Raw genomic sequence first — 23,858 nt, 5'->3', positions numbered from 1 at the left:
ATTTTGCGGACTTGTTTCATAGGCTAAAATTAAGATTATTTCTTAACTTAATGTGATGGCTAAGTTAGCATGTCCAGTTCTTTATGTTGGCTCCAGTACTAATAACATTCGTGGTAACTATAAACTGTATCCCTTTGGGTACTAACTCTATATCTGAGATACTTTTATAAGTTGACTCATTTTTTTCAAATGAAGTTAAAACCTTTGCGGTATAACCTAGGCTAATTAGCATGTCACAGATGTTATTACATTGTATTATGCTCTTGATGTAAATAATATTTAGACTCTTTTTTCCGTATTGGTTTATTGCGTTTACAGCAAAATCTCGTGCAATATCAATGTTTTGGGATTTTGAAAAGTTAATATTGATTTTAGCTTTTATCTCGTTGCTTTTAGCAATTTTTATATGATGTAAACGCAATGTACTTACCAGACTCAAATTAGGAGTTCCAGACATTAAAACCACTTTTGCCTTCGTATGGTATAAATCCTGAATCGTTGACAGATAGAATTGCCTGTCATTATTGGTCTTTGGATAACTATAAAACAATGCATGAGCCTCGTCAATTACTATAATGTCATCCTTATCTAATTCATTGGAAACATGTCTTAGACTTTGGAAAGTAGAAGTGATAATTTTATCTGTAGGAAACAACTCTTTACGTGAGTCATATTTTAGTTGTAAATTGACATTCACTTTATTAGCAAATTGTTCTGTTATAATAAGGAATGGAGCAACAAATATTAATCGACCTTTCCGTTTGCCACTAATTATATCTTTAGCAATTTCTTCGAAAAAATAAGTTTTTCCAGAACCAGGATTTGCCTGCAGAAGAATTCTATGGTTTACATCTATGAGCTGAAGGATTTGGTTTTTTTGTTCAGATATGTATTTTGTGATTTGTAATTCAACAGGTAATTTTGTTTGGATCATTGTAAGGTTTTATAAACAGTAAAATTATGGAAATTATTTATTAAAAATCCAATTGTAAATTATTACTAAAGAGGTTGTGAAGGATCTGATGGTGGAAAAGTGTAACAACACAAAATACATTACGACTGTTTCAATTGTCAATTAGCTTTAGAATGGGGACATTATTTACCATTGTTTATGTATAGGGTATTCCCAAAATAAGAATAATGTCCATTTTTGACAGATAAGATAATTAGAAGCTGTATTAAACGGCTCTGTTTCTCCAATAACTATTAAAAGTACGGTATCGAAATCTCTATTCTTTTCCCTACCTTTTCAATAATTTATCTTTGTAAACCCATTTGTCAATGTCAATAGTGTTATTAGTAATACTCTTGATTGCATAAAACAATTGCGGAGAATAAGATTGCAAGCGAGTAAAATTAAAACAATGGCACTAAATTTATTTTTTAGTTTTTGAAGCTTTGCTTACTATTTCAGCTATAGAAGATTTTCCTAGTTTGAATTCAGTGTCTTTGAGTGCCTCTTCAATCTTTCTAACAGAAAGCCCTTCTTTGTTTAATTCCATAACTTTTCCTATAATCTTATCGTCACTTGATTTAGAAGTTTTTAGCTTGTCATTTCTTTCTCCGGTAGCTTTAAAAATCATAGTGTCATTCATCTCCAGAACATGACTTTTAGTTTTCTGATCTGAATCCAAAAAATTTGCTTTTAAAACCCATAAATCTTTCCTGTTTTGTTTGTACTGATTAGGTCTTAACTCTAATACTACCCTCATCTTTGCCTCAAATGCCTGATTTCCAATAATACTATCTTTACTAGGTGCTGATTTCAATGTGTTTTTACCAATATGGTGAAGGAAAAGGATTAAACAGCTATGTTTTTTAGCTAGTTTATCATAGTCATTTAAAAATTGTCTTACTTGAGTGTTTGCATTCAGTTCTTTAGTGAATACATCAGTAAAAGCATCAATGATAATCAAATCAACAGAATCATTTTGCAATTTTTTGCTAAGCTTCTCTAAGAGGTTATCTGTTTCAAAGATGAATTGAAGATTATTCAATAGATTCAAATCGACTGATTTGTTTTCTTTTAGTAAATAGTCTACCTGCTTTCTAATAGAAAAGCTTATCGCACTTGAGTCATCTTCCGTGCTCACATAAATAACTTTATTGCTTCTACTGTCTAGACGGAATCCTAAAAAGGCTTCAAGATTCAAAGCAATAGACAAGCTTAATTGTCTTAGAAATGTTGATTTACCAGAATCTGAAGTTCCTACTAAAGATGCTAAGCCTACTTTTTGCAAAAATGGATGTAATAGCTTTGGAATAACTTCAACTTTCTGATTGTATAGTTCAAATGCACTTGAAAAATTTGTGTCTGTTTCTCTAAGTTCTGATTTAGGTTCAGTAGATATGTGTTTGGTTGTGTTTATTGATACATCGTCATCATCGCCATTGAAGTCATACTCATCATGTAAATTAAGTAACTCATTTAATTCCTCTTTACTTAAAACACCATCAATTCCTTTTAAATTTAATTCCTCATTCATAATAAAAAATTATTGTCCAATTTATTAAGTTTATATACGGACAGGACAAATTAATCACTATTTTTATAATCAAGCAAGCATTAAATGGATAAATAGACATACAATTCGGAAACATAAAAAAGTAAAACAACTTAGATCACTGATAACAAAACACATAGATTAGTCCCGTCCAGACCGCAATATTGGGGAAAGCCTTTCGTAACAGAAAGGCTTTTTTGCCCCTAAAAGGTTTTTAACGTTAGTTGTGTTGTTTGCTGCGAATTTGTAACTCGTAGCGGGTTTAGTAGTTAGACCAATGAAAAGCTTTCCACTTTGTGGATAGCTTTTTTGATTTAAATGTAGCAGGTTTGGGAGTTCAGTGGGTTAGCATACATGCCTTTCATTTCGTATTTCCCTTAAAATAACTCAGATTTATAATTCCAGACAATCCACACAAACAATCCTAAATACATCACGCAAACCACAAATTTCATAAAGCTGGATGCCAGAAACCCTATAAAGGAACCTGTAGCCGCTCTCAAAGCTCGATTATGGTCTTTAAAATCATAAATAAGTTCACCTATCAACGCACCAACAAAAGGGCCGATAATGAATCCAAAAGGGACAGGAGCAAGAATCCCCACGATCAATCCGATGTTAGTGCCCCAAATACCATAGGAGCTTCCGCCAAATCGCTTAGTTCCCTTTGCCGGAATCACGTAATCTAAAACCGATAGGATCACGGTGATCAATAAAGTAATTCCTAAAATCCAATAATTTACCGGAACAGCATTTGTGAAATACAGTAATGCCAATCCAACCCAACTGATGCCAGGTCCGGGCAGAACCGGTAAAAAACTACCCAAAACGCCTAAAATCATACACATAAAACCAAGAACCAAAAGCAGTACATCCATAAATTTATTTTTACTAATTTTGAACACTCAAAAGTATTGAATTTTTATTTGAAAGAGTTTGATGCGCTTTTTTTGATTTTTTCGATAAAAAATCAGACCCAAACTCGGTATTGAATTAGGAGGAATTTTATAAATATACAATCCAAACTGCTGTTCTTCCAGATCGATTGGTGGCTTCGTATTCCGATCAAAAAGAAATTGCCGCTGCGATCAAAAAGAAATGGTTTGCTGAAAACTACGAAGATTATTTGCTTTCGAAAGCATCTCAAAAAAAATAATTGTATTTTTATAGAATATTAGTCCAATTCAAACACAAAACCTTGAAGCAGAATTACCTTTTTTTAGTATTTATATTTTTTAATTCCTGTCAATACTTAGACAAGCAAATTCCCTCGGAAAAAGAATTGTTGCAAAAGGAACTGAAATCCATCAACTGGAAAGAAGTCGATGAATACCCATCAGTAGTAGATTGTGAAAAAATAGAAGATAAAAAGCAACGCCAACAGTGTTTTTTTGATGTTTTAACCCAGCTGATTCAGGAGAAATTGAGTGTGGATACCCTTGCAATTCTTTATCCGGAACTGGATACGATTGAAGTTAAGGTCACGGTTTTTCCAAATGCAACGATGCAATTTGAGCCGCAGTTTCCCAAAGATTCCGTGGCTTATGACAAAATCAAAATTGACAGTATTCTTAAAGTTCGTTTAGTTGATTTTCCAAAAATTAACCCAGCTATAAAGCGCGGTATTCCCGTAAAAATACAATTTATTCTTCCGGTGATTCTCAAAGTAGAGTAGTTCTTAAAAGGATTTTCGAATGAAGAGTAGCTATTTTTGATTTCAGATTACGTTAGTATTTACTTTTTGGCTCGGATCAGGATTCTAAAATCTTCTGCCTTTCCATTCGTATTTTCCAAACACAGAATACAAAGCCACGCTTGTACTAAAAAAAGGATAAAACAAACTGCTCAAAATCAAATAACGTATTTTGGTTTTGGTTAAAAAAGAGTTGGTTTCGTATATCAAAACAGCATCAACAAGAAATTTTAAAAGGAACAGTAAAACTATATTTAGAAACGGAATAACGCCCAACACCCAACACCCAGCGCCTATCACCAAACACAAATTCCCCGCAAATACTAACAGTCCCAATCCTTTCCCGAAAGTACTTTGATACGAACTTGTTTTAGAGGCCCAGCGAACGCGCTGATGGAATAATGATTTCCAATTGTTCAATGGCCTTGTGGTGACAATAGTATTTCGAGATTTTAGATAATGCACCTTTTCAGGGGATTTTGCAATCGCTTTTTGCAACAGGAACACATCGTCGCCACTGGCAATGCTGTCATTTCCTTCGAAGCCATTCAGTTTTTGGAAAAAGGATTTCGTGTACGCAAAGTTGGCGCCATTGCACATAAATCCTTTGTTAATACCAAAACTCCCAATGGTTGCGCCTTGTAAACTCGCCAAATCCAATTGCTGAAAATGATGCAAAAATGAATTGCCACAATCATACGTTACTGCCCCGGCAATCATCGCCACATCATGGAGCTGAATGTAATTGTCCAAGGTCAATAACCAGTTTTTATCAACTACACAATCGGCATCGGTGGTGATAATCCAGTCTGCATTTACAATTTGCATCGCATTTACAATTGCATCTTTCTTGGGTGAGTTTGAAATCCGAATGTTCTTTATTATCCGAACACGGAACAATGAGCACGGGACACTGAACACTTCTTCCGATTCATCATCGACCAAAATCACTTCGAACAATTCCATCGGATAATTCAGCTTCGACAAACTGTCTAATAGAATGGGTAAATTTTCAGCTTCATTCCGAAAAGGAACGATAATTGAGAATTTTGTTTTTGGCTGTAAGCCAATATAATCAATTGTATTCACTTTAATGAGACCATAAATCAAAAGTCCAATAAAAACGGCATAAATCAAAAGTACCAAAAATAAAATATTTGTAATCATAATTATTTTAATAAGTTTTATCTCTCTCACCTTTAGGGAGTCCCGAAGCTCCGGGAGGAGAGAGGATTTTAAAGTTCAACACATAATAAGTGCCAATTATTACGGGTAAAACCACATTCAAAAACCACATTAAAGTCGAAATGAAAATAACAATCCATTCATTTACACCTAAAATCCCAAAGAAATAAACCGCAACACTTCCTTTTACGGCAAAGTCTAAAAATTGAAAAGTAGGCAAGGAAGAAGCTAAGAAATAAACAGAGGAAATGGTGGCAATTAGGGTAAAATAAGGCAAATCAACATCAAAAGCCAGAAACAAAAAGTAGTATTGGTGCGAGAAAACAAGATAGCGACAAATACCCAAAAAGATATTTTTTTGATGAATGGGTTTTGGAATTTCATTAATCTTATGGATCAGTTTTTCGATCGAATACCCTTTGATAGTAATTTTTTTGGCCGAAAATAAAACAATGAAGAGAAGTATCAGAAATCCAAAAAGTAACGCTACTGTTTTTGTGGTAATCACATGGTACTGCGCATTAAAAAATAGCAATCCGAAAACCCCAAAAATAACGGTCAATATCATTTGGATTCCGTTGCAGATCAGATTTAAGAATATGACTTTTTTAGTGTTTAATTTATCAAAAAATAACGCTTTTCCGGCATATTCTCCAACTCCATTGGGTGTAAAAAGTCCCGCGGTTAATGCGCCAAGAACTTGTTTGGTTGCTGTTCCTACTGAGATTTCATGAATGAATTCAACTAAATTTTGCCATTTCAAAATTTCAAAAAACCGATTCAAAACACTCAGTAGTAAAATAAAGGCGATTCCGCCAATAGACTGATTTTTCTGGAATAAAACGATGAATTTCTGCCAATCCAGTTTGTCATTATTAGCCAATTGATTGTAAATAAAATAAAACGCACCGCACACAATCAAAACTTTGATTAGAAGTACGAGGAATTGCTTAGTTTTGTGTGGAATTGTAATCATACCGCAAAGAAAAGAAAAAGTATTTTGAAAAAGCTATTTCACAAAGATTCACAAAGAAATTACTAAGCAGTGCAAAGTTTTTTGTTTGGTCGATTGTAAAATTAATCTTTGTGTACCTCTGTGTTCCCTTTGAGTATCTTTGTGTAATAAAAAACTAAAACTTTTGGCAAACGAGCGCATCATATTAGGAATTGACCCCGGAACGACGATTATGGGTTTTGGATTGATAAAAATTGTCAATAAAAAAATGGAGTTTTTGCAACTGAACGAATTGCAATTGTCCAAATACGACAATCATTATCAAAAACTCAAAATCATTTTTGAACGCACCATTGAGTTAATCGATACCCACAATCCAGACGAAATTGCGATTGAAGCGCCTTTCTTTGGTAAAAACGTACAATCGATGCTGAAGTTAGGACGCGCGCAAGGCGTGGCTATGGCAGCGGGACTTTCGAGAGATATTCCCATTACGGAGTACGAACCTAAGAAAATAAAAATGGCGATTACCGGAAATGGAAACGCCAGCAAAGAACAAGTTGCCAAAATGCTACAGCAACTTTTAGGATTAAAAGAATTGCCTAAAAATCTTGACAGTACAGATGGATTAGCAGCTGCGGTTTGTCATTTTTTCAATTCCGGGAAAGTGGTGGGAGAGAAAAGTTATACGGGTTGGGATGCTTTTGTGAAACAAAACGAAGAACGAATAAAAAAGTGATCAGTGTTCAGTGCTTTAGTGTTCAGTTGTGTTGGACTGGGATGAGTAGTCAGTTTTCAGCAGTTTTAATTAAGTAAGAGTATTCCGTTTTTTAAATTGTATCATATGAGATTCCAAGATTTATTAGCCTATAAAAAATCATTTCCAAAGGAAGAAACCTATTCATTAACGGATCAAATTCGGCGTTCTTCAAGGAGTGTTCCTGCAACTATTGCCGAAGCCTATAGAAAGAGGATTTACCCTAAACATTTTTATAGTAAGTTGACCGATTCTGATGGAGAAAATTCAGAAACACAAGTGTGGTTAGAGTTTTCTGTGTCTTGTAAATATATTTCTGAAGCTATTTATCAGGAATTTATCTCTGAAAGTTTAGAAATTGGAAAACTTGTTAATTATATGATATTGAACCCTGAAAAGTTTGGAGTTAAAAAGGAGTGATTAGTGTTCAGTTTTTTAGTATTCAGTACATATATGATTACTAAATAACTGCTCACTGAACACTTTCTTAAGGCTGAACACTAAAAATCTGACCACTGACCACTTTCTTAAAACTGACCACTACTAAATGAGCGGAATCTACATCCATATCCCTTTTTGCAAGCAGGCGTGTCATTACTGCGATTTTCATTTTTCAACATCGATGAAGAAGAAAGAAGAAATGGTTTTGGCTATTGCCAAAGAAATTCAAATGCGTAAAAGCGAATTTAAAAACGAAATTGTCGAAACCATTTATTTTGGCGGAGGAACGCCAAGTGTTTTAACTTCAGCAGAAATTAATTTCCTGATTGCGGAAGTGTACAAATACTATTCTGTTTCAGATAATCCTGAAATTACACTGGAAGCCAATCCAGATGATTTGTCAAGTGAACGAATAATCGAATTATCTAAAAGCAAAATTAATCGGCTAAGTATTGGGATTCAGTCGTTCTTTGAAGACGATTTACAATTGATGAACCGAGCTCATAATTCGGCGGAAGCCAGAAAATGTTTAGAAGTTGCTACTCAGTATTTTGACAACATTTCTCTCGATCTAATATACGGAATTCCGGACTCGAGCCAAAATGGCGAACAGGCGCAGCAAATGAGCAATGAGAAATGGAAACAAAATATTGAAACAGCATTGAGTTTTGGGATTCCGCATATTTCGAGTTATGCTTTGACGGTAGAGCCTAAAACAGCGTTGAATAAACTCATTCAAACAGGGAAAATTGCAGCGCCTAAAGATGATGTCGCGCAAGAGCACTTTGCTATTTTAATCGAAATGCTCGAAGCCAATGATTTTATTCACTACGAATTGTCAAATTTTGGGAAGGAAAACTATTTTTCGAAGAATAATTCAGCGTATTGGTTGGGAAAAAAATACATTGGAATTGGTCCTTCAGCACACAGTTATGATGGAGTTTCCAGAAGTTGGAATGTGTCGAATAATGCGCTGTATTTAAAATCCATTCAAGAGGGTAAAATACCCAATGAAATCGAAATTCTTTCTGTTATGGACCGATATAATGAATATGTTATGACGGGTTTACGAACGATTTGGGGTGTTTCTTTGGATAAAATTGAAAGCGAATTCGGAAGTGGGTATTTGGAATATTTGAACAATCAATCTCGAAAATTTCTTGATGATGATTTGCTTTTTATTGAAAATGGGATTTTAAAGCCAACCAAAAAAGGAAAATTTTTGACAGATGGAATTGCTTCAGATTTATTTATCCTGAACTAGTTTCAGGATCTATTTAATTTTAATTGATTTTGTATGGAAAAAGGATTTACATATATTTTGACGAATAAAAACAGTACTGTTTTGTACGTGGGTGCCACAAAAAATTTAAAAAACAGAATTGATTGTCATAGAAATGGTACCGGCGCAGTTTTTACAAAAAAATAGAATGCTACAATTTTAATCTATTTGGAAGATTTAAATGATGACTAAAATTTAATGTCGTATTTTAATAATTGCGACAATATATCTTTCTTGCTACTTAAGTGCTGTCTTTAAAAGAGAAAAACAACTTAAAAATTGGCATAAAGACTGGAAATGGAATGTTGCAAAACTTTTAAATCCTGAATTAAAAGATTTATATTTGAACTTATAAAGTATCTCCAGATGAGATGCTGAAATAAATTCAGCGTAAATGTTAGCAACAATCCAACATAACAACCAAGCCATTGAAGTCGATTTATCAAAACCCATTGATATTTCGATTCCATTAACAAATACAGACGAGAATCCAATTGCTTGGTATATCGAGAAACCAGTCATTGAACCCGTTATTTTTGGGGATTGGATAGGGAAAGTTTCGGAAGGAAAGTCGTCTACTAATTTCAATAATATTTTCTTCAATCCACACGGACACGGAACGCATACGGAATGTTTGGGACATATTACACGTGAATTTTACAGTGTTAATCAATCTTTGAAACAGTTTATTTTTTTAGCTGAGTTGATTTCGGTTGTCCCGGAAATGCAAGGAGGAGATTTAGTGATTACACTGGATAACATCTCGACTGCGCTCGATGTGATACTGAAATTAGGTGTTCCAAAAGAAGCCTTAATTATCAGAACACTTCCTAATTTTAAAATAAAAAAATCTTTAAAATATTCGAATACGAATCCGCCTTATCTAAATGAAGATGCTGCGTTATTCATTCGCGAAAGCGGGATTCAGCACTTGCTAATTGATTTGCCCAGCGTGGATAAAGAGCATGATGAAGGGAAATTATTGGCACACAAAGCTTTTTGGAATGTGACCGATGTCAACAATCTGAATGCAGAAGCCAGATTGAATTGTACGATTACGGAGATGATTTTTGTGGCTGATGAAGTGAAAGATGGCGGTTATTTGTTGAATTTACAAATTGCCTCTTTTGAAAATGATGCGAGTCCGAGTAAGCCGGTTTTGTACGCTATTTTAAATGATTGAATGAAAAATAATTTCAAGAGATGAACCTGGAAACGTACTACGAATATTGCTTGTCTAAAAAAGGAGTAACGGAACACTTTCCTTTTGACGAAGATACATTGGTGTTTAAAGTGGGTGGAAAAATGTTTGCATTGTCTTCTTTAAGTCAGTGGGAGAAAGGACAGCCATCAGTTAATTTAAAATGTGATCCAGAGCGTGCTCAGGAATTGCGGGCTGAATACGTTGACATTCAACCGGGTTTTCACATGAGTAAAACCCATTGGAATACAGTTGCTGTAAATGAATCAGTTGCGGATGCATTACTCAAAGCGTTAATTGATCATTCCTATGATTTGGTTTTCAAAAGTTTAACAAAGAAATTGCAGAGTGAAATTCAAGAATTAGAAGATTAGGTGTTACTTTTGCCAAGAAAAGTCGAATAAAATTATAAATGCGTAAAGAATAAATTCAGCATATCACATGAAAGAACAATTTAAAAAGTTTTTAAACGAAGAACAAGACCCAAAAGCCATTGAAAAAATCGCTTCAAAACTGAGTGACTTATTGATGAAAAATGAAGAAATCGGATATATTGCTGTTCAAAAAAAACCAGCGATTACTGTTTTGCCGGATAGTATTGTGATGACGAATAAAAGAATTATCATTTGTCAGCCTAAAAATCTGGGACTTTCAATGAATTTTATTGATTACACTTGGGATGAAATAGAAGGCACATTTGTGAAAGAAAACATTCTGGGATCCGAGTTTTCATTTACAACCAAAACAAATATGGAAGTTTCTATTGATTATATTCCTAAAATCCAAGCGCGTAAAATTTTTACGTATGCCAAAGAACAATTGGATATATTGAAAACAGGAGGAGTATTAAATGCAACACTTGTAGATGCAATTCCGTTTTCACCAATGGCAGAAGATGAAATTATTGAAGAAATGGAAACGGAAGAAGTGACTAATTTTGCTGAACTAATGCCTGTTTCACCACCTAATTTCACTGCTGAAAACCAAGATTTTGAAGAGTCTACAGTAATATCAAAAGACAAATCTTTAAGCGATTTATCGCAAGACGAACTTTTTGAAAAATTGCAGAATTATAAAAAATTACTAGATAACGGATTGATTTTGCAAGGCGAATATGACGCTTTCAAAAAAGAAATTTTAAGTTTTATGTAATTAGCCTTAATGCGGAAATTCATAAAGTCAAAAGATATTTACTTCCTTTTGACTTTAGGACTTTCGACTTTCGACTTAAAGTGTTCTTTTCTGCTTTTCTACAAAATTATTTGATTGTAATTCGAGCAAATCGGCAGCGTTTTTTCGTTGTAAATCATACAACTGTTTGTCTTGAGCAATGTCTCCATAGACTTTATCGTGCATCATCGCACTAGTTTTTACCAATAAAGAACGTTGGTATTTGTCTTGCTCGATTGTTGCTTTCAACGCTTTTCTATATCTTCTAATTTATAGTCGTATTCCCCTTTTGGAGATAAAAGTTTAGCAATAATAGGAGAAGTTTCAATGGCTAAAAACAAGAGCATGATAAAGAACGAAGGCAGCCACGGTAATTTATCCAAGGCATTGATTCGTGCCATTAGACCGTCAAATCCATCAATAATAGGTTGGGTTTCGGTAACTTTTTTGTTTAATCCGATTTAAAATAATGTACCACTTCCTTTTTGTTATTCAAAGCCATCGCATTTTTCTCTTTCAATAAAACGGTGTTGATTTCTTTCTCGAAGATTTTAATTTCTAATGGTTTCGAAATGACGATCGCAATGATTACCGCCAAAATAATTCGGGGAGTTGCCTGCAGAAATTCACTACCTACTTTGTCTCTTTTTCGAATAGTGGAAACAATAAAACGATCGAGATTAAAAATGAGCAAACTCCAAACGATACCAAATGCGATTGCGGGATAAATGCTGTCAAAGACGGTAAACAATGCATACGAACTGGCAAGAAAAGCCATGACTGCAGTAAAGAAAACAGTGGCGCCAATACCTACATATTTGGTTTGTTCGCCCTCGGAACAGCCTACGAGTAGGTCTTTGTCTGAGCCGGAACACAGAATGAAAAATTGTTTTAACATAATTGATTTTTGATTGCTTCACCAGATTGCTATTCCGGCTCGGATGATTGATGAATATAAATTTAACGACAAAAAACGGATTGTGGTATAAATACTTGATAGGTATTTATTTATGGCTTTTTGTTACAGTTTGTCCTAAATAAAATAGAGCCGCTCTTTACGAACGGCTCTATTGGTTTTTGAATTAATAGTACCTTATGTCAATGGTGCTCCTGCCATAATTTCGGCATTGGCAAATTCTTCAAATTTGGTAAAGTTGGCTTTAAATTTTTGAGCTAATTCCACCGCCTTTTTATCGTATAGTTCTGGGTCTTCCCATGTATTTCTGGGATTTAGAATTTCGCTGGGAACATTTGGACAGGTTTGCGGTTTTGCAATTCCAAAAACGTGGTGGTTCTCATACGGCACATCGTCCAATTCTCCGTTTAATGCAGCGGTAATCATGGCACGGGTGTATTTTAATTTCATTCGGCTTCCTACTCCGTAAGGGCCACCAGTCCATCCTGTATTGATAAGCCAGACTTTTACATTGGCATCTTTCATTTTTTTAGTTAACATTTCAGCATATCTTGTTGGGTGTAATGGCATAAATGGCGCTCCAAAACACGTCGAGAAATTGGGTTGAGGTTCTGTGATTCCTGCTTCAGTTCCGGCAACTTTTGCTGTGTATCCTGAGATGAAATAATACGCTGCTTGTCCCGGAGTTAGTAGTGCAATGGGAGGCAGGATACCATACGCATCCGCGGTCAAAAAGAATATATTTTTAGGATTTTCTCCAATGGAACCTTGCTGAATATTATCAATATGAAAAATAGGATAACTTACTCTCGTGTTTTGTGTAATGGAAATATCCTCAAAATCAACGTCATTCGTATCTTTATTGATAATTACATTTTCCAGAATTGCTCCTTTTTTTATAGCGCGAAAAATGTCAGGTTCATTTTCTTCAGAAAGGTTGATGACTTTTGCATAACACCCTCCTTCAAAATTGAAAACGGTATTTTCATTCGTCCAACCATGTTCATCGTCGCCAATTAATTTTCTGTTAGGATCAGCTGATAAAGTTGTTTTTCCGGTTCCTGATAATCCAAAGAAGATAGCTGTATCACCATCTTTACCAACGTTGGCACTGCAATGCATTGGTAAGGTGTTTTTGAAAACTGGCAAAATGAAATTCAAGGCAGAGAAAATTCCCTTTTTTATTTCACCTGTATATCCGGTTCCGCCTATTAAAACTACTTTTCGTGTAAAATCAAGAATTGCGAAATTGCTTTGACGTGTTCCGTCTATAATTGGATCTGCCATAAAGCTAGGCACGCAAAGTAAAGTCCATTCGGGGTCGAAGTCTGCTAATTCCTCCGTTTCAGGTCTTAAAAACATGTTGTAGCAAAATAAGTTGGCCCAAGCGGTTTCTGTCACTACTCTGACATTTAATCTGTAATTTTGGTCTGAACACACATAAGAATCTCTCACAAAAATTTCTTTGCCAGATAAATAAGCGGTAACCTTGTTGTATAATTTTTCAAAAGCTTCTGGCGAGAAAGGGATGTTTACTTTTCCCCACCACACTTCGTTTTCAGTGACGCTGTCTTTCACGATAAAACGATCCAGCGGAGATCTGCCTGTGTATTCTCCTGTGTTGACCGCTAATGATCCACTTGAAACTTCGATTCCTTGACCAGATTTGATGGTGATGTCGTGTAATTCATCAGGAGATAACTGGTAATGAATTTTTGCATTTTCAATTCCTAATTCTTTTAACGAAATCGATTGCGTGAAAAGTGTGTTATTGTCCATAAATATTTTGTTGTGTAGTTTGTTTTTATAGACTGCAAAAGTAGATATTAAATTTCAGATAGAATTTGTTTCGTCTAAATTTGTGACTTTTTATTTAAAATATTTATCAATAAAACGCCCCAGGCTAGTATTAATAGGAGTCCGCCAATAGGAGTTATAAATCCAATGATGCTAAAATCAAACGAAGTAAGGGTGTTTGTTGCCAATAGATAAATGGAGCCAGAAAATAGAATTACACCGAAAAGCACTAAATTATAGAGCGTTTTTTTTGTTTTTTGAGAGAGGTCTTTCAGGAGTCCAATAAACAATAAAAACAGTGCATGGTACATTTGGTAGCGTACGCCTGTTTCAAAAGTATTTAATTGCTCAATAGACAGTACTTTTTTTAGGGCATGTGCGCCAAAAGCACCAAAAATTATTGCAATCATTCCCAGAATAGTTCCCGTTGTAAGTATCTTTTTGTCCATGATAATTATGTTTGATGCAAAAGTATTTCATATCTCCTAACTTTAAAAGTATTTGGCACGATACTTTCAAATGAACTTAATTTAACGGTACACTAAGCAGACTAATTTTTTATTTTTAAAACGTAAAAGAAAGAACTAAAAGAATAAAAGCTTTCTCAGTAAATTATTTTGAGTTATTTGTTATAAATACAACATTTTTGTATGTTTGTGTTGTAAATAAATAAAAATGAGAACAATTTTAATCATCGGGGCGGGAAGATCAGCTTCCTCTTTGATACATTATCTTTTAAGTAAATCAGAAAAAGAAAACTTGCATTTAATTATTGGTGATTTGTCTTTGGCTTTAGCTCAGCGTAAAACCAATAATCATAAAAACGCAACTGCAATTGCTTTAGATATTTACGATAATGAGCAACGAAAAAAAGCAATTGAAAATGCTGACATTGTCATCTCGATGTTGCCGGCTCATTTGCATATCGAAGTGGCTAAAGATTGTATAATATATAAAAAGCATCTGGTTACCGCCTCTTATGTGAGCGATGCCATGCAGGAATTAGATGCTGCCGCCAAAGAAAACAATCTCATTTTCATGAATGAAATTGGACTTGATCCTGGAATAGATCACATGAGTGCGATGAAAGTGATTGATGAAATTAAAGAAAAAGGCGGAGAAATGCTTCTTTTTGAATCTTTTTGTGGTGGACTCGTAGCGCCGGAATCCGACACGAATCTTTGGAATTATAAATTTACCTGGGCGCCACGCAATGTGGTTTTGGCAGGACAAGGAGGCGCTGCCAAATTTATTCAGGAAGGAACGTATAAATACATTCCGTATTGTAATTTGTTTCGTAGAACCGAGTTTTTACAAGTAGAAGGTTATGGTCGCTTTGAAGCCTATTCCAATCGGGATTCCTTGAAATACCGCAGTGTGTATGGCTTGGATAATGTACTGACTTTATACCGAGGAACGATACGTAGAGTTGGTTTTTCTAAAGCTTGGAATATGTTTGTACAATTAGGAATGACAGACGATAGTTACGTAATGGAGGATTCGGAGAACATGAGTTACAGAGAATACGTGAATTCTTTCTTGCCGTATCATCCCACGGATTCCGTGGAAATCAAGACTCGTTTGATTCTTAAGATTGATCAGGACGATATCATGTGGGACAAATTGTTGGAATTGGACTTGTTCAATCGCAATAAAATTGTAGGCTTGAAGAATGCCACTCCGGCACAAATTCTGGAAAAGATCTTGACTGATAGTTGGACGCTTCAGCAAGATGATAAAGATATGATTGTCATGTATCACAAATTTGGATACGAATTAAATGGCAAAAAAGAACAAATAGATTCCAAAATGGTTTGCATTGGGGATGATCAAACCTATACAGCCATGGCGAAAACTGTAGGCTTACCTGTTGCAATGGCAACATTATTAATACTGAATGGTAAGATTACAACTCCTGGAGTTCAATTACCCATTCGTAAGGAAGTGTATGTGCCTATTTTGAAAGAATTAGAGGAATACGGTGTTGTTTTCAAAGAACAATCCATGCCATATTTAGGATACAATCCTGATAAAGAGTTTAGTTAGTAGTTTGTTTTTAGATTTTTAGTTTGATAAATCCGCTCCTTTTGAAGCGGATTTGTTTTTTTATACTATTATGATTTTGAGTGTAAAGTTATTGGGAGGCTATACATTACTCTCACAGGGACGCCGTTCATTTTCCCGGGAATCCATTTCGGGCATATTTTCAAAACACGTATGGCTTCTTCACCGGTTCCAAAACCAATATCTCGTATGTTTTTTATGTCGCTTAAACTGCCGTCTTTTTCTACTATAAAGGTGATGTATATTTTTCCTTTTAAGTTAGGTTGTGTTGGAGTTTTAAAATTATTGCCGACAAATTTGTAAAATTCTGATATTCCTCCCGGAAAATCTGGTTTTTCAGTTATTCCAGCAGTATTGTAGACTTCATTTTCCCCTTTTTGGACAAATTGATTTTCAGAATTGAATGTGTCTATTTCAATTACTTCAGGCGCTCCTTTGCTTAAAGTCGCCAGAAGTTCCTCGTTTGTAGGTAATTTTTTTTGTTTTGATAAGATAGAAGGTATAGATCTCTTTTCGATAGGAGTTAGTTCATTGTATTTTTTTTCGCTGGTAATCTTCCCTTTTTCATCTTTGATTTTAAAAGTAGTTTTGTCGTAATACGTTTTAAATAAATTTCCAGGTTTTACAGGAGTAGTTTCTTTTTTCACATTGGTTTCTTGCGCAACGACTTTCGTACACAATAAAAATAATAAGGCAGTTACTACCGGAATTAATGTTGCTTTTTTTAATAAAGCTTTCGTTTTTGATGTGGTTTTTGTCATCATAAGTAATCGTTTTTTAGTTATTAAATAATTCAAATTACTGGCCAAGTAAAAAGTTTGATTCTCGTTTGCTTTCGATAATAATAAAGATTGGTAAAACGGAACATTGTTGTAGGAGGTCACTACCTTCTCGTCAGCAAGAAATTCGTGATTGAGTTGTATTGCTTTTTTGTAAAAAATAAAAATTGGGTTGAACCAAAAAACGATTTTCAATAGTTCGATGAATAAAATATCCAAAGTGTGTTTTTGAGTTACATGCGTGAGCTCGTGTGTGTACAATTCGGCTTCAATTTCACGGTTGTTGTACTCCGTTTTATTGATGAAAATAGTATTCAGGAACGTGTGCGGAAGTGTTTTTTCGGGAACCAAAACCAGTTTTGCGTTTTTATAGGCAATTGCTGTATTCGACTTCATTTTAGACGAAATCTTGATAATATTACTGAAAAAACGTATCACCAAAACGAATGTTACTACGGCATATAAACTCCATAATCCTATTGCTAGATAGTTTGTTTCTTCAAGTAGTAAAGCGTTTCCTTGCAGTATTTGGATATTTCCTGGATTGACTGTAGGTTGTGCTATTTCCTGAATAACTTCAATAGTAATAAAGGGAATCACCATTGAGAAAACAAGGCTGAACAACAGGTAAAACCTATTGAAAACGTGTGTTTTTTCTTTTTCCAAAAACAAATAATACACTGCCAGTAGCACAAATAAAGTGATTGTCGATTTGATTAGAAAGTCGCTCATTTTTTCTTTTTTTGAATTTCACTGTCGATTATTTTCTTGAGTTCTTCCAGTTCCGTTTGAGACAAATTCGTTTCGGTGGTAAAGAAAGAAGCAAATTGCGATGCCGAATTATTGAAAAAACTACTTATCAATCCGTTGACGTGTTTCGAGAAATAATCCGTTTTTTTAACCAATGGATAATATTCCCGAGAGTTCCCAAATTCAGTGTAGGCTACAAATTGCTTGTCGATCATTCTTTTCAATAGGGTAGCCACGGTTGTGGTTGCTGGTTTTGGTTTTGGATAGGCTTCCAGCAAGTCTTTCATAAAGGCTTTCTCGAGTTTCCAAAGGTGTTCCATTAGTTGTTCTTCGGCGTTTGTTAGTTGTTGCATGTTATTTAATTTCTATTTCGGAAACTGATTCTCCGTTATTGTATTTCTTTATCGTTATTAGTTTTCCATGTTCATTAAAGAACTTCCAGTCACCAAAATAAAACCAATGTGCGTACTTATCGCTCGTTTCCATTTTTGTTTTTCCTTTGGACTGTATTTTTCCATTTTCATGATAAAAAGTAGTGTTGCAGATGTTGTCTTTGTATTTTTCTCTTTTAATAATTTTGCCATTTAAAAAATAACTCCATTTTTTTACGGGATCACCTTTTCTGTATTTTCCAATTGATTTATAATGGGAACTATCCTGTGAGTATTGTTCAATCCAAAGTCCTTCTCTAAGTTTATTTTTCATTTGATTGGTTTTGCAACCAAGAACCAAAAATACCAAGCCGATTACAATAACAGTTTGTCGCATAAAATAATTTTGTTCTACGAAAATAGAGTTAGCTCTACAAATGTAGAATATAAATTGAAATAAACAAATTTTTATGAAAAATATTTTGGTAGTCAGCGGTTTGCGTTAAGGATGGGAGTGGAAATCCTTTTTATTTTTTTGTTTCAAAAAATAAAAAGATTGAGAACGGACAGCCTGACCACGCTGGAACGATAGTGGAAGCGTGGGAACGCCCAAAAAAAATCCGCCCTGTTTAGAGCGGATGTAGGTTCTCGATACTTTTTTGTTCCGTTTCTCTTTACAAAAAAACTCGAACGGACGGTATCGCTAACTATTATTTAGAAAGTTCTACAAAATATTTGTAAAACAACGGAATGGTTTCAATCCCTTTCAGGTAATTGAAGATTCCGAAATGTTCGTTTGGCGAGTGAATGGCATCACTGTCCAGACCAAATCCCATCAGTATGGTTTTGCTTTTCAACTCTTTTTCGAATAACGCCACGATAGGAATACTTCCTCCGGAGCGCACGGGAATTGCGGGAACGCCAAAGGTTTCTGTATACGCCATATTCGCGGCTTTGTAGCCAATGCTGTCTGTTGGGGTCACATAACCTTGTCCGCCATGATGTGGTTTTACTTTTACGGTAACGCCGGCAGGAGCAATGCTTATGAAATGTTTTGTGAATAATTCCGTGATTTGTTCCCAATCCTGATTAGGAACCAAACGCATCGAGATTTTAGCGAAAGCTTTGCTTGCAATAACGGTTTTGGCACCTTCTCCGGTGTAACCACCCCAGATTCCGTTGACGTCCAGTGTAGGGCGAATGGAGTTTCTTTCGTTTGTGTTGTAGCCTTTTTCGCCGTAAATGTCATTTAAGTCTAATGCTTTTTTGTAATTGTCTAAGTTGAAAGGCGCTTTGGCCATTTCGGCTCTTTCTTCCAAGGATAATTCTGCTACATTATCATAAAAACCAGGAATGGTAATGTGGTTGTCTTCATCATGAAGCGAAGCAATCATTTTGGCTAAAATATTGATTGGGTTGGCAACCGCTCCTCCATATAATCCGGAATGTAAATCACGGTTTGGTCCCGTAACTTCGACTTCTACGTAACTCAATCCACGTAATCCTGTTGTAATTGACGGTTGTTGATTAGAAATCATTCCGGTGTCCGAAATTAAAATCACGTCATTTTTTAGTTTTTCCTGATTGCGTTCTACGAACCAACTCAAGCTTTTGGAGCCAATTTCCTCTTCGCCTTCAATCATAAACTTCACATTACACGGCAAAGTATTCGATTGAACCATATATTCCAATGCTTTTACGTGCATGTACATTTGGCCTTTGTCATCGCAAGCGCCACGGGCAAAAATAGCGCCGTCGGGATGAGTTTCGGTTTTCTTAATTACGGGTTCAAATGGCGGCGAAGTCCATAATTCAATAGGATCTGCGGGTTGTACGTCATAATGGCCATACACTAAAATGGTTGGTAAACTTGGGTCGATTATTTTTTCGCCATACACGATTGGGTTGCCTGGGGTATCACAGATTTCAACGAAATCGCAGCCTGCTTTTTCCAAACTTGCTTTTACGGCAGCAGCAGTATTGATGATATCTAGTGAGAAAGCAGGATTTGCGCTCACGGAGGGCATTTTTAATAATTCGATTAACTCGTTGATAAAGCGGTCTTTGTGTTCTTGAATGTATGCTTTAATATTTTCCATTATTTAATTATTTTATAATCTCAAAAGTACAAAAAACTGAGTAAATAATTTTTTAAGAAATTCCTTTGAACTTAAGAAGTAATGCTTATATTTGCACTCAGAATTTCGCGGATATGGTGAAATTGGTAGACATGCCAGACTTAGGATCTGGTGCCGCAAGGCGTGTAGGTTCGAGTCCTATTATCCGCACAAATATTAAGTCTTAATCTGTTGTATATCAATAGCTTAAGACTTTTTTATTTTGTGTATTCCCCTAATAAGACCCCCGTTTTATAATGTGGAACTAAAATGAATGTATTTTAATGTAATTGAATTAGATTGATACAATAAGTTAAAAACTGTTAAACAGTATCTTTATAACATTATTTTGTCTGTTTCTATAGTCTTAACTTGAAATAATCAAAGTTTAGCAGTTTGTTTTTTTGTCCGTAAATAAATGTCTTTGTTTCGTTTTCTGTGTAAATCACTTTATTATGGTGGTTTCCGTTCTTAAATAAAAGATGGGGAGTACCTCAAAAAAAATATTTTACCTCCGTAACTTTTCTTTTTGGTGGTTCTTGTGGGGGGTATGAATTTAATTTTTTTCAAGAAATTGTATTTTTTGAAATCACTACAATATCAAAATAAGTTTTCTAACTTTGTGAATCAATCACATACAATGACAGAAAATTTTACTTTGCAATCCTTACCGCCTAAAGACTTTACAGAATCGATTGCTATATTGAAGCAATTGGCAAAATCACATCGGTATTTAGCTGAACTCAAAGGAACGGCAAAGACTATTCCAAACGAAAGTATTTTGATTAATACGCTTACACTCCAGGAAGCAAAAGACAGTAGTGAGATTGAAAACATCATCACTACTCACGACGATTTATACAAAGAAAATGTATTGATTGACACCAAGAAACACGCCAGTAAAGAAGTTTTTAATTACGCACAAGGTTTGAAACTTGGTTTTGAAATTGTGCGAAAAGAGAAATTACTTTTAAACAAACATATCTTAACCATTCAAAAGGAGCTGTTACAAAACAATGCTGGATTTAGAACGCAAGCGGGAACAAAATTAGTAAACTCGCTAGGGCAAACGGTCTATACTCCACCACAAAGGGCCAATGAAGTTTTGGACTTAATGGGCAACCTAGAAAAGTTTATAAACGACAATGATTTTTCGGATATTGACCCACTTATAAAAATGGCAATTATACATTATCAGTTTGAAAGTATCCACCCATTTTATGATGGTAACGGACGGACGGGGCGTATTATCAACATTCTCTATTTGGTTTTATCGGGATTGTTAGATATTCCTATTTTGTATTTAAGCCGTTATATTACCCAAAACAAAGCCAATTACTACAAAGTTTTGCAGGGCGTTAGAGAAACTAACGACTGGGAAGCGATGGTGTTGTATATGTTAAAAGGCGTTGAGGTAACCGCAGAGCAAACTATTGTTCTGATTACTAAAATTCGGGATTTAATGGCAGATTATAAAGGTAAAATGCGAACTGAATTACCTAAAATATACAGTCAAGATTTGATAAATATTTTGTTTAGAAATCCTTACACTAAAATTGAGTTTTTGGAAAAAGAATTGAATATTACGCGCCAAACGGCTTCAATTTATTTAGATAAAATTTCAGAAATAGGATTTTTAGAAAAAACCAAAGTCGGAAAATCTAACTATTATATGAATACCGAATTGATAAACGTTTTAATGAATAGTTAAATATGGTAAAAAACCATTGAAAATTTACCGCATAAAAACAACGTGTTAGAAAAATGCTAAAAACTTACCACGTTATGTAAACGTGTTAGAAAAATTGAAAAAATTTAACACGTTGGAAAGTCGTGTTGGGAAAACGACTAAAATGTAACATTACTTTTGAATTTTACACAAATAATTTTATGAAAGACTTTTGGAAAAATCCCAATATAAAAAATTATTTAGTTTAAGATATTTTTGATATGGATGATCATATTAACCGATTTGATTATATCTGCTCTCTACACTAGGGTAAACATCATGCTAACATTTGAAATAATTTCTGCTTGAGTCAGATGGTATTTAAAATTTAGCTACTTGAATCCACCGTAATACTTATTAACTAAAAAACCTGTAAGCATAAAAATAATAATCGAGCCAAAAACAAAAACAGAAACAAATATATTTCCTAATACTCTCTGCTTTTCACTTTCATTTATAAACCTTTTTTCAATCTTAAGATATAAACCATCTTTTCTAAAATACCAATAATTGAAATAATAAATTAAAAACGCATAAGACAAACCAATGGCCATAAATAAGTTCCCTGACATTGGATGCAATTTGAAAAATTTATTTAATAATAAATCAATTGTCATTGAATAAAAAAGCAAACTTATGCACAAATATATCACTGCTCCATTTACTGCTAAATTTGAATTTGGGGTAGATAGCATGTAGCGATATAATTTATAAAAAATATAATGATACACTTTTTTCATAGGTTTTTTTTTCATTATTTATCAATTCCTGTTTTTCTCCAAAATGTATCGCCGTAGTAATAATCGAAAACACCATAGGCACCAACTGCAATAATACCGACTGGATTGCTAACGGCTACTATGGTTAAGGCTGCACTAAACGCACAATCCACCATAAAATACAACATTACGGTTTCCACGCCTTATTAAACTTACTAATCAATAAATAATATAACAAGAAACTTATTTTTTTATTAAAAATAAGTTTTTCAGTTCTAACATTATCATCAGAGTATTTATGTAATATTCCTATTATATGAATACTTTTGTCTTTTAACTTTAAAAAGTAAAAAGTAGCATAATCTTCGATGACTTCTTTTTTTCTAAATCCTATTAAATCATTCTCGAATAATAAAATCCAATATGGGGATTTATTAACAATATATTTTAGTTTAGACTTTCTATAAACCTTTGAATATCTAATTTCAGTACTATTATTTAATAGGAAATGATTATTTAAAACTAAATTTAACTTATTAAATTTCTCAACAAATTTATTGTTCATGGGTTAACGTTTTAGAGTGTGATACAATGTTCCACCTATTTGAGAGCCATAATAATAGCCAATGCCGCTACCTATTATCCCGCCAGCAACAGTACCCCCAAGGGCCAATCAAAGATCCCCACGCAGCACCTTCAGTAGCACCAACCCATCCCCCCGCTTCACGTGATAAAGCCAAAGTTTTATTATTCGCGTTGTAAACATTATAAGTAGACATCCCTGCACTAGTAAATACTAGTCCTCTACCTCCGTACTTAAAAATCTTAGCCACTCGCATACCACCTCGAAGATTTCCACTTGGTGTAATTCCATTTTCAGCATAATACTTTGCAGTTTCAAACTGTGCGGTTCTTGGTTTCATAATTTCCGATAAAGCTTGACCTTGTCTTGAAAGCATTCCTCGTGTTTCTCCCTGCAAATCATATCTTCCCCTAGCATATTTTGAAGATGTTGTATAATTATTAAGAAGCGCGTCATTTGCTGGGCATATTTCGGATATTCATTTTCGTTCGAATTTAACATAAAAATAAATTTTTAGCTACCTCTTGTTTTAATGATTTGCATTTCACACACTATGATTTATTTTATTAGTAAAGCCGGCACTCGTTGCAAACGAGCAACAGAGACCCCAGTAAACTAACCAGAGAAGACCTCAAAAAAGAATTTTTTCAGCAATCCCTAACGCAAATAGACTGATTTTAAAGTTTTTCCTTTATCCTATTTAAAATCCGTACTTCAAATTTTTTCTTCTCATCTTTGTTTTCTGAATGATTAAAATCTTTGTTGATATCTGGACATGCTAACTTAGCCATCACATTAAGTTAAGAAATAATCTTAATTTTAGCCTATGAAACAAGTCCGCAAAA

The 23,858-nt window shown here is 34.3% G+C and carries 25 protein-coding genes, 1 tRNA gene and 1 pseudogene; 11 read left to right on the top strand and 16 right to left on the bottom strand.

Features of this window, described 5'->3' with window-relative positions; all coding sequences use genetic code 11:
• Positions 1–64 precede the first annotated feature (64 nt).
• From EKL97_RS15015 to EKL97_RS15005, 3 genes are all read right to left on the bottom strand, one after another.
• Positions 65–934 (bottom strand): DEAD/DEAH box helicase family protein, encoded by an 870-nt coding sequence (locus tag EKL97_RS15015; RefSeq protein ID WP_126569243.1) that lies wholly within the window; start codon positions 932–934, stop codon positions 65–67.
• 442 nt (positions 935–1,376) lie between these two features.
• The gene (locus EKL97_RS15010; RefSeq protein ID WP_126569242.1) at positions 1,377–2,486 is read right to left on the bottom strand and encodes an AAA family ATPase; all 1,110 of its coding nucleotides are present in this window, start codon (positions 2,484–2,486) and stop codon (positions 1,377–1,379) included.
• A 395-nt stretch (positions 2,487–2,881) separates the two neighbouring features.
• The gene (locus EKL97_RS15005; RefSeq protein ID WP_126457505.1) at positions 2,882–3,382 is read right to left on the bottom strand and encodes a DUF456 domain-containing protein; all 501 of its coding nucleotides are present in this window, start codon (positions 3,380–3,382) and stop codon (positions 2,882–2,884) included.
• Between the two features lie 320 nt (positions 3,383–3,702).
• Here EKL97_RS15005 and EKL97_RS15000 point away from each other — a divergent pair, with 320 nt between their 5' ends.
• Positions 3,703–4,179, top strand: a complete 477-nt coding sequence (locus EKL97_RS15000) for a hypothetical protein (protein WP_126457504.1) — start codon at positions 3,703–3,705, stop codon at positions 4,177–4,179.
• An 84-nt stretch (positions 4,180–4,263) separates the two neighbouring features.
• Here the strand turns inward: EKL97_RS15000 and EKL97_RS14995 are convergent, their stop codons facing one another.
• Both EKL97_RS14995 and EKL97_RS14990 read right to left on the bottom strand, forming a co-directional pair.
• Positions 4,264–5,364, bottom strand: a complete 1,101-nt coding sequence (locus EKL97_RS14995) for a glycosyltransferase family 2 protein (protein ID WP_126562141.1) — start codon at positions 5,362–5,364, stop codon at positions 4,264–4,266.
• Positions 5,365–5,371: 7 nt separating this feature from the next.
• Complete coding sequence (locus tag EKL97_RS14990; protein ID WP_126562140.1) at positions 5,372–6,358, bottom strand: lysylphosphatidylglycerol synthase domain-containing protein; 987 nt, start codon at positions 6,356–6,358, stop codon at positions 5,372–5,374.
• A 163-nt stretch (positions 6,359–6,521) separates the two neighbouring features.
• Between EKL97_RS14990 and ruvC the strand changes: the two genes are divergently transcribed.
• The 7 genes from ruvC (at position 6,522) to EKL97_RS14955 (ending at position 11,170) form a co-directional block, all read left to right on the top strand.
• Positions 6,522–7,076, top strand: coding sequence for a crossover junction endodeoxyribonuclease RuvC (gene ruvC / locus EKL97_RS14985; RefSeq protein ID WP_091203117.1), 555 nt, complete (start codon positions 6,522–6,524; stop codon positions 7,074–7,076).
• Positions 7,077–7,181: 105 nt separating this feature from the next.
• Positions 7,182–7,514, top strand: coding sequence for a four helix bundle protein (locus tag EKL97_RS14980; RefSeq protein ID WP_126553859.1), 333 nt, complete (start codon positions 7,182–7,184; stop codon positions 7,512–7,514).
• Between the two features lie 127 nt (positions 7,515–7,641).
• Positions 7,642–8,799 (top strand): radical SAM family heme chaperone HemW, encoded by a 1,158-nt coding sequence (gene hemW, locus EKL97_RS14975; protein WP_126562139.1) that lies wholly within the window; start codon positions 7,642–7,644, stop codon positions 8,797–8,799.
• A gap of 33 nt (positions 8,800–8,832) precedes the next feature.
• Positions 8,833–8,964 (top strand): GIY-YIG nuclease family protein, encoded by a 132-nt coding sequence (locus EKL97_RS16150; RefSeq protein ID WP_126562138.1) that lies wholly within the window; start codon positions 8,833–8,835, stop codon positions 8,962–8,964.
• 247 nt (positions 8,965–9,211) lie between these two features.
• Positions 9,212–10,000 carry a cyclase family protein gene (locus EKL97_RS14965; protein WP_126569241.1) on the top strand — a complete coding sequence of 263 codons (789 nt, stop codon included), beginning with the start codon at positions 9,212–9,214 and terminating at the stop codon, positions 9,998–10,000.
• A 20-nt stretch (positions 10,001–10,020) separates the two neighbouring features.
• Complete coding sequence (locus EKL97_RS14960; protein WP_126569240.1) at positions 10,021–10,392, top strand: MmcQ/YjbR family DNA-binding protein; 372 nt, start codon at positions 10,021–10,023, stop codon at positions 10,390–10,392.
• Between the two features lie 67 nt (positions 10,393–10,459).
• Entirely contained in the window at positions 10,460–11,170 is a 711-nt protein-coding gene (locus tag EKL97_RS14955) for a PH domain-containing protein (RefSeq protein WP_126569239.1), read from the top strand.
• Positions 11,171–11,245: 75 nt separating this feature from the next.
• Here the strand turns inward: EKL97_RS14955 and EKL97_RS14950 are convergent.
• From EKL97_RS14950 to EKL97_RS14940, 3 genes and pseudogenes are all read right to left on the bottom strand, one after another.
• Positions 11,246–12,086 (bottom strand): annotated as a pseudogene (locus EKL97_RS14950) (DUF4407 domain-containing protein).
• 195 nt (positions 12,087–12,281) lie between these two features.
• Positions 12,282–13,883 (bottom strand): phosphoenolpyruvate carboxykinase (ATP), encoded by a 1,602-nt coding sequence (pckA, locus tag EKL97_RS14945; RefSeq protein ID WP_126569238.1) that lies wholly within the window; start codon positions 13,881–13,883, stop codon positions 12,282–12,284.
• Between the two features lie 74 nt (positions 13,884–13,957).
• The gene (locus EKL97_RS14940) at positions 13,958–14,350 is read right to left on the bottom strand and encodes a DUF423 domain-containing protein (RefSeq protein WP_126569237.1); all 393 of its coding nucleotides are present in this window, start codon (positions 14,348–14,350) and stop codon (positions 13,958–13,960) included.
• A gap of 226 nt (positions 14,351–14,576) precedes the next feature.
• Here EKL97_RS14940 and EKL97_RS14935 point away from each other — a divergent pair, with 226 nt between their 5' ends.
• Positions 14,577–15,947 (top strand): saccharopine dehydrogenase family protein, encoded by a 1,371-nt coding sequence (locus EKL97_RS14935; protein ID WP_126569236.1) that lies wholly within the window; start codon positions 14,577–14,579, stop codon positions 15,945–15,947.
• 68 nt (positions 15,948–16,015) lie between these two features.
• Here the strand turns inward: EKL97_RS14935 and EKL97_RS14930 are convergent, their stop codons facing one another.
• From EKL97_RS14930 to EKL97_RS14915, 4 genes are all read right to left on the bottom strand, one after another.
• The gene (locus tag EKL97_RS14930; protein ID WP_126569235.1) at positions 16,016–17,476 is read right to left on the bottom strand and encodes a M56 family metallopeptidase; all 1,461 of its coding nucleotides are present in this window, start codon (positions 17,474–17,476) and stop codon (positions 16,016–16,018) included.
• Entirely contained in the window at positions 17,473–17,847 is a 375-nt protein-coding gene (locus tag EKL97_RS14925; protein WP_126454249.1) for a BlaI/MecI/CopY family transcriptional regulator, read from the bottom strand. The genes EKL97_RS14930 and EKL97_RS14925 overlap by 4 nt, the downstream gene beginning before the upstream one ends.
• 1 nt (position 17,848) lies before the next feature.
• The gene (locus tag EKL97_RS14920) at positions 17,849–18,199 is read right to left on the bottom strand and encodes a hypothetical protein (protein ID WP_233588610.1); all 351 of its coding nucleotides are present in this window, start codon (positions 18,197–18,199) and stop codon (positions 17,849–17,851) included.
• A gap of 376 nt (positions 18,200–18,575) precedes the next feature.
• Positions 18,576–19,964: a dipeptidase gene (locus EKL97_RS14915; protein WP_126569233.1), complete on the bottom strand. Its 1,389-nt coding sequence runs from the start codon at positions 19,962–19,964 to the stop codon at positions 18,576–18,578.
• A 107-nt stretch (positions 19,965–20,071) separates the two neighbouring features.
• Here EKL97_RS14915 and EKL97_RS14910 point away from each other — a divergent pair.
• Both EKL97_RS14910 and EKL97_RS14905 read left to right on the top strand, forming a co-directional pair.
• Positions 20,072–20,153 (top strand) — tRNA-Leu (locus EKL97_RS14910).
• A 469-nt stretch (positions 20,154–20,622) separates the two neighbouring features.
• Positions 20,623–21,693: a Fic family protein gene (locus EKL97_RS14905; RefSeq protein WP_126553836.1), complete on the top strand. Its 1,071-nt coding sequence runs from the start codon at positions 20,623–20,625 to the stop codon at positions 21,691–21,693.
• A gap of 350 nt (positions 21,694–22,043) precedes the next feature.
• Here EKL97_RS14905 and EKL97_RS14900 read toward each other — a convergent pair whose 3' ends face one another.
• The 4 genes from EKL97_RS14900 to EKL97_RS14890 form a co-directional block, all read right to left on the bottom strand.
• The gene (locus EKL97_RS14900) at positions 22,044–22,466 is read right to left on the bottom strand and encodes a hypothetical protein (protein WP_126569232.1); all 423 of its coding nucleotides are present in this window, start codon (positions 22,464–22,466) and stop codon (positions 22,044–22,046) included.
• Positions 22,466–22,630 carry a hypothetical protein gene (locus tag EKL97_RS15630; RefSeq protein WP_158614942.1) on the bottom strand — a complete coding sequence of 55 codons (165 nt, stop codon included), beginning with the start codon at positions 22,628–22,630 and terminating at the stop codon, positions 22,466–22,468. Before EKL97_RS15630 ends, EKL97_RS14900 begins: the two co-directional genes overlap by 1 nt.
• A complete protein-coding gene (locus EKL97_RS14895) occupies positions 22,618–22,995 on the bottom strand; it encodes a hypothetical protein (protein WP_126516647.1) in 378 nt (125 codons plus the stop codon). Before EKL97_RS14895 ends, EKL97_RS15630 begins: the two co-directional genes overlap by 13 nt.
• A gap of 67 nt (positions 22,996–23,062) precedes the next feature.
• Positions 23,063–23,389 carry a hypothetical protein gene (locus EKL97_RS14890; protein ID WP_126569231.1) on the bottom strand — a complete coding sequence of 109 codons (327 nt, stop codon included), beginning with the start codon at positions 23,387–23,389 and terminating at the stop codon, positions 23,063–23,065.
• Between the last annotated feature and the right edge of the window lie 469 nt (positions 23,390–23,858).

Source organism: Flavobacterium sp. LS1P28 (assembly GCF_003970335.1).
Lineage (GTDB): Bacteria > Bacteroidota > Bacteroidia > Flavobacteriales > Flavobacteriaceae > Flavobacterium.
Note: the sequence above shows the minus strand (reverse complement) of the source record. Positions and strands in the feature narration are given on the sequence as shown.

Bases quoted from the DNA above. Each gene is read 5' to 3' on its own strand.
- EKL97_RS15015 (WP_126569243.1), bottom strand. From the start codon at position 934: ATGATCCAAACAAAATTACCTGTTGAATTACAAATCACAAAATACATA.
- EKL97_RS15010 (WP_126569242.1), bottom strand. From the start codon at position 2,486: ATGAATGAGGAATTAAATTTAAAAGGAATTGATGGTGTTTTAAGTAAA.
- EKL97_RS15005 (WP_126457505.1), bottom strand. From the start codon at position 3,382: ATGGATGTACTGCTTTTGGTTCTTGGTTTTATGTGTATGATTTTAGGC.
- EKL97_RS14995 (WP_126562141.1), bottom strand. From the start codon at position 5,364: ATGATTACAAATATTTTATTTTTGGTACTTTTGATTTATGCCGTTTTT.
- EKL97_RS14990 (WP_126562140.1), bottom strand. From the start codon at position 6,358: ATGATTACAATTCCACACAAAACTAAGCAATTCCTCGTACTTCTAATC.
- EKL97_RS14980 (WP_126553859.1), top strand. From the start codon at position 7,182: ATGAGATTCCAAGATTTATTAGCCTATAAAAAATCATTTCCAAAGGAA.
- hemW (WP_126562139.1), top strand. From the start codon at position 7,642: ATGAGCGGAATCTACATCCATATCCCTTTTTGCAAGCAGGCGTGTCAT.
- EKL97_RS16150 (WP_126562138.1), top strand. From the start codon at position 8,833: ATGGAAAAAGGATTTACATATATTTTGACGAATAAAAACAGTACTGTT.
- EKL97_RS14965 (WP_126569241.1), top strand. From the start codon at position 9,212: ATGTTAGCAACAATCCAACATAACAACCAAGCCATTGAAGTCGATTTA.
- EKL97_RS14960 (WP_126569240.1), top strand. From the start codon at position 10,021: ATGAACCTGGAAACGTACTACGAATATTGCTTGTCTAAAAAAGGAGTA.
- EKL97_RS14955 (WP_126569239.1), top strand. From the start codon at position 10,460: ATGAAAGAACAATTTAAAAAGTTTTTAAACGAAGAACAAGACCCAAAA.
- pckA (WP_126569238.1), bottom strand. From the start codon at position 13,883: ATGGACAATAACACACTTTTCACGCAATCGATTTCGTTAAAAGAATTA.
- EKL97_RS14940 (WP_126569237.1), bottom strand. From the start codon at position 14,350: ATGGACAAAAAGATACTTACAACGGGAACTATTCTGGGAATGATTGCA.
- EKL97_RS14935 (WP_126569236.1), top strand. From the start codon at position 14,577: ATGAGAACAATTTTAATCATCGGGGCGGGAAGATCAGCTTCCTCTTTG.
- EKL97_RS14930 (WP_126569235.1), bottom strand. From the start codon at position 17,476: ATGAGCGACTTTCTAATCAAATCGACAATCACTTTATTTGTGCTACTG.
- EKL97_RS14925 (WP_126454249.1), bottom strand. From the start codon at position 17,847: ATGCAACAACTAACAAACGCCGAAGAACAACTAATGGAACACCTTTGG.
- EKL97_RS14920 (WP_233588610.1), bottom strand. From the start codon at position 18,199: ATGAAAAATAAACTTAGAGAAGGACTTTGGATTGAACAATACTCACAG.
- EKL97_RS14915 (WP_126569233.1), bottom strand. From the start codon at position 19,964: ATGGAAAATATTAAAGCATACATTCAAGAACACAAAGACCGCTTTATC.
- EKL97_RS14905 (WP_126553836.1), top strand. From the start codon at position 20,623: ATGACAGAAAATTTTACTTTGCAATCCTTACCGCCTAAAGACTTTACA.
- EKL97_RS14900 (WP_126569232.1), bottom strand. From the start codon at position 22,466: ATGAAAAAAAAACCTATGAAAAAAGTGTATCATTATATTTTTTATAAA.
- EKL97_RS14895 (WP_126516647.1), bottom strand. From the start codon at position 22,995: ATGAACAATAAATTTGTTGAGAAATTTAATAAGTTAAATTTAGTTTTA.
- EKL97_RS14890 (WP_126569231.1), bottom strand. From the start codon at position 23,389: ATGCTTTCAAGACAAGGTCAAGCTTTATCGGAAATTATGAAACCAAGA.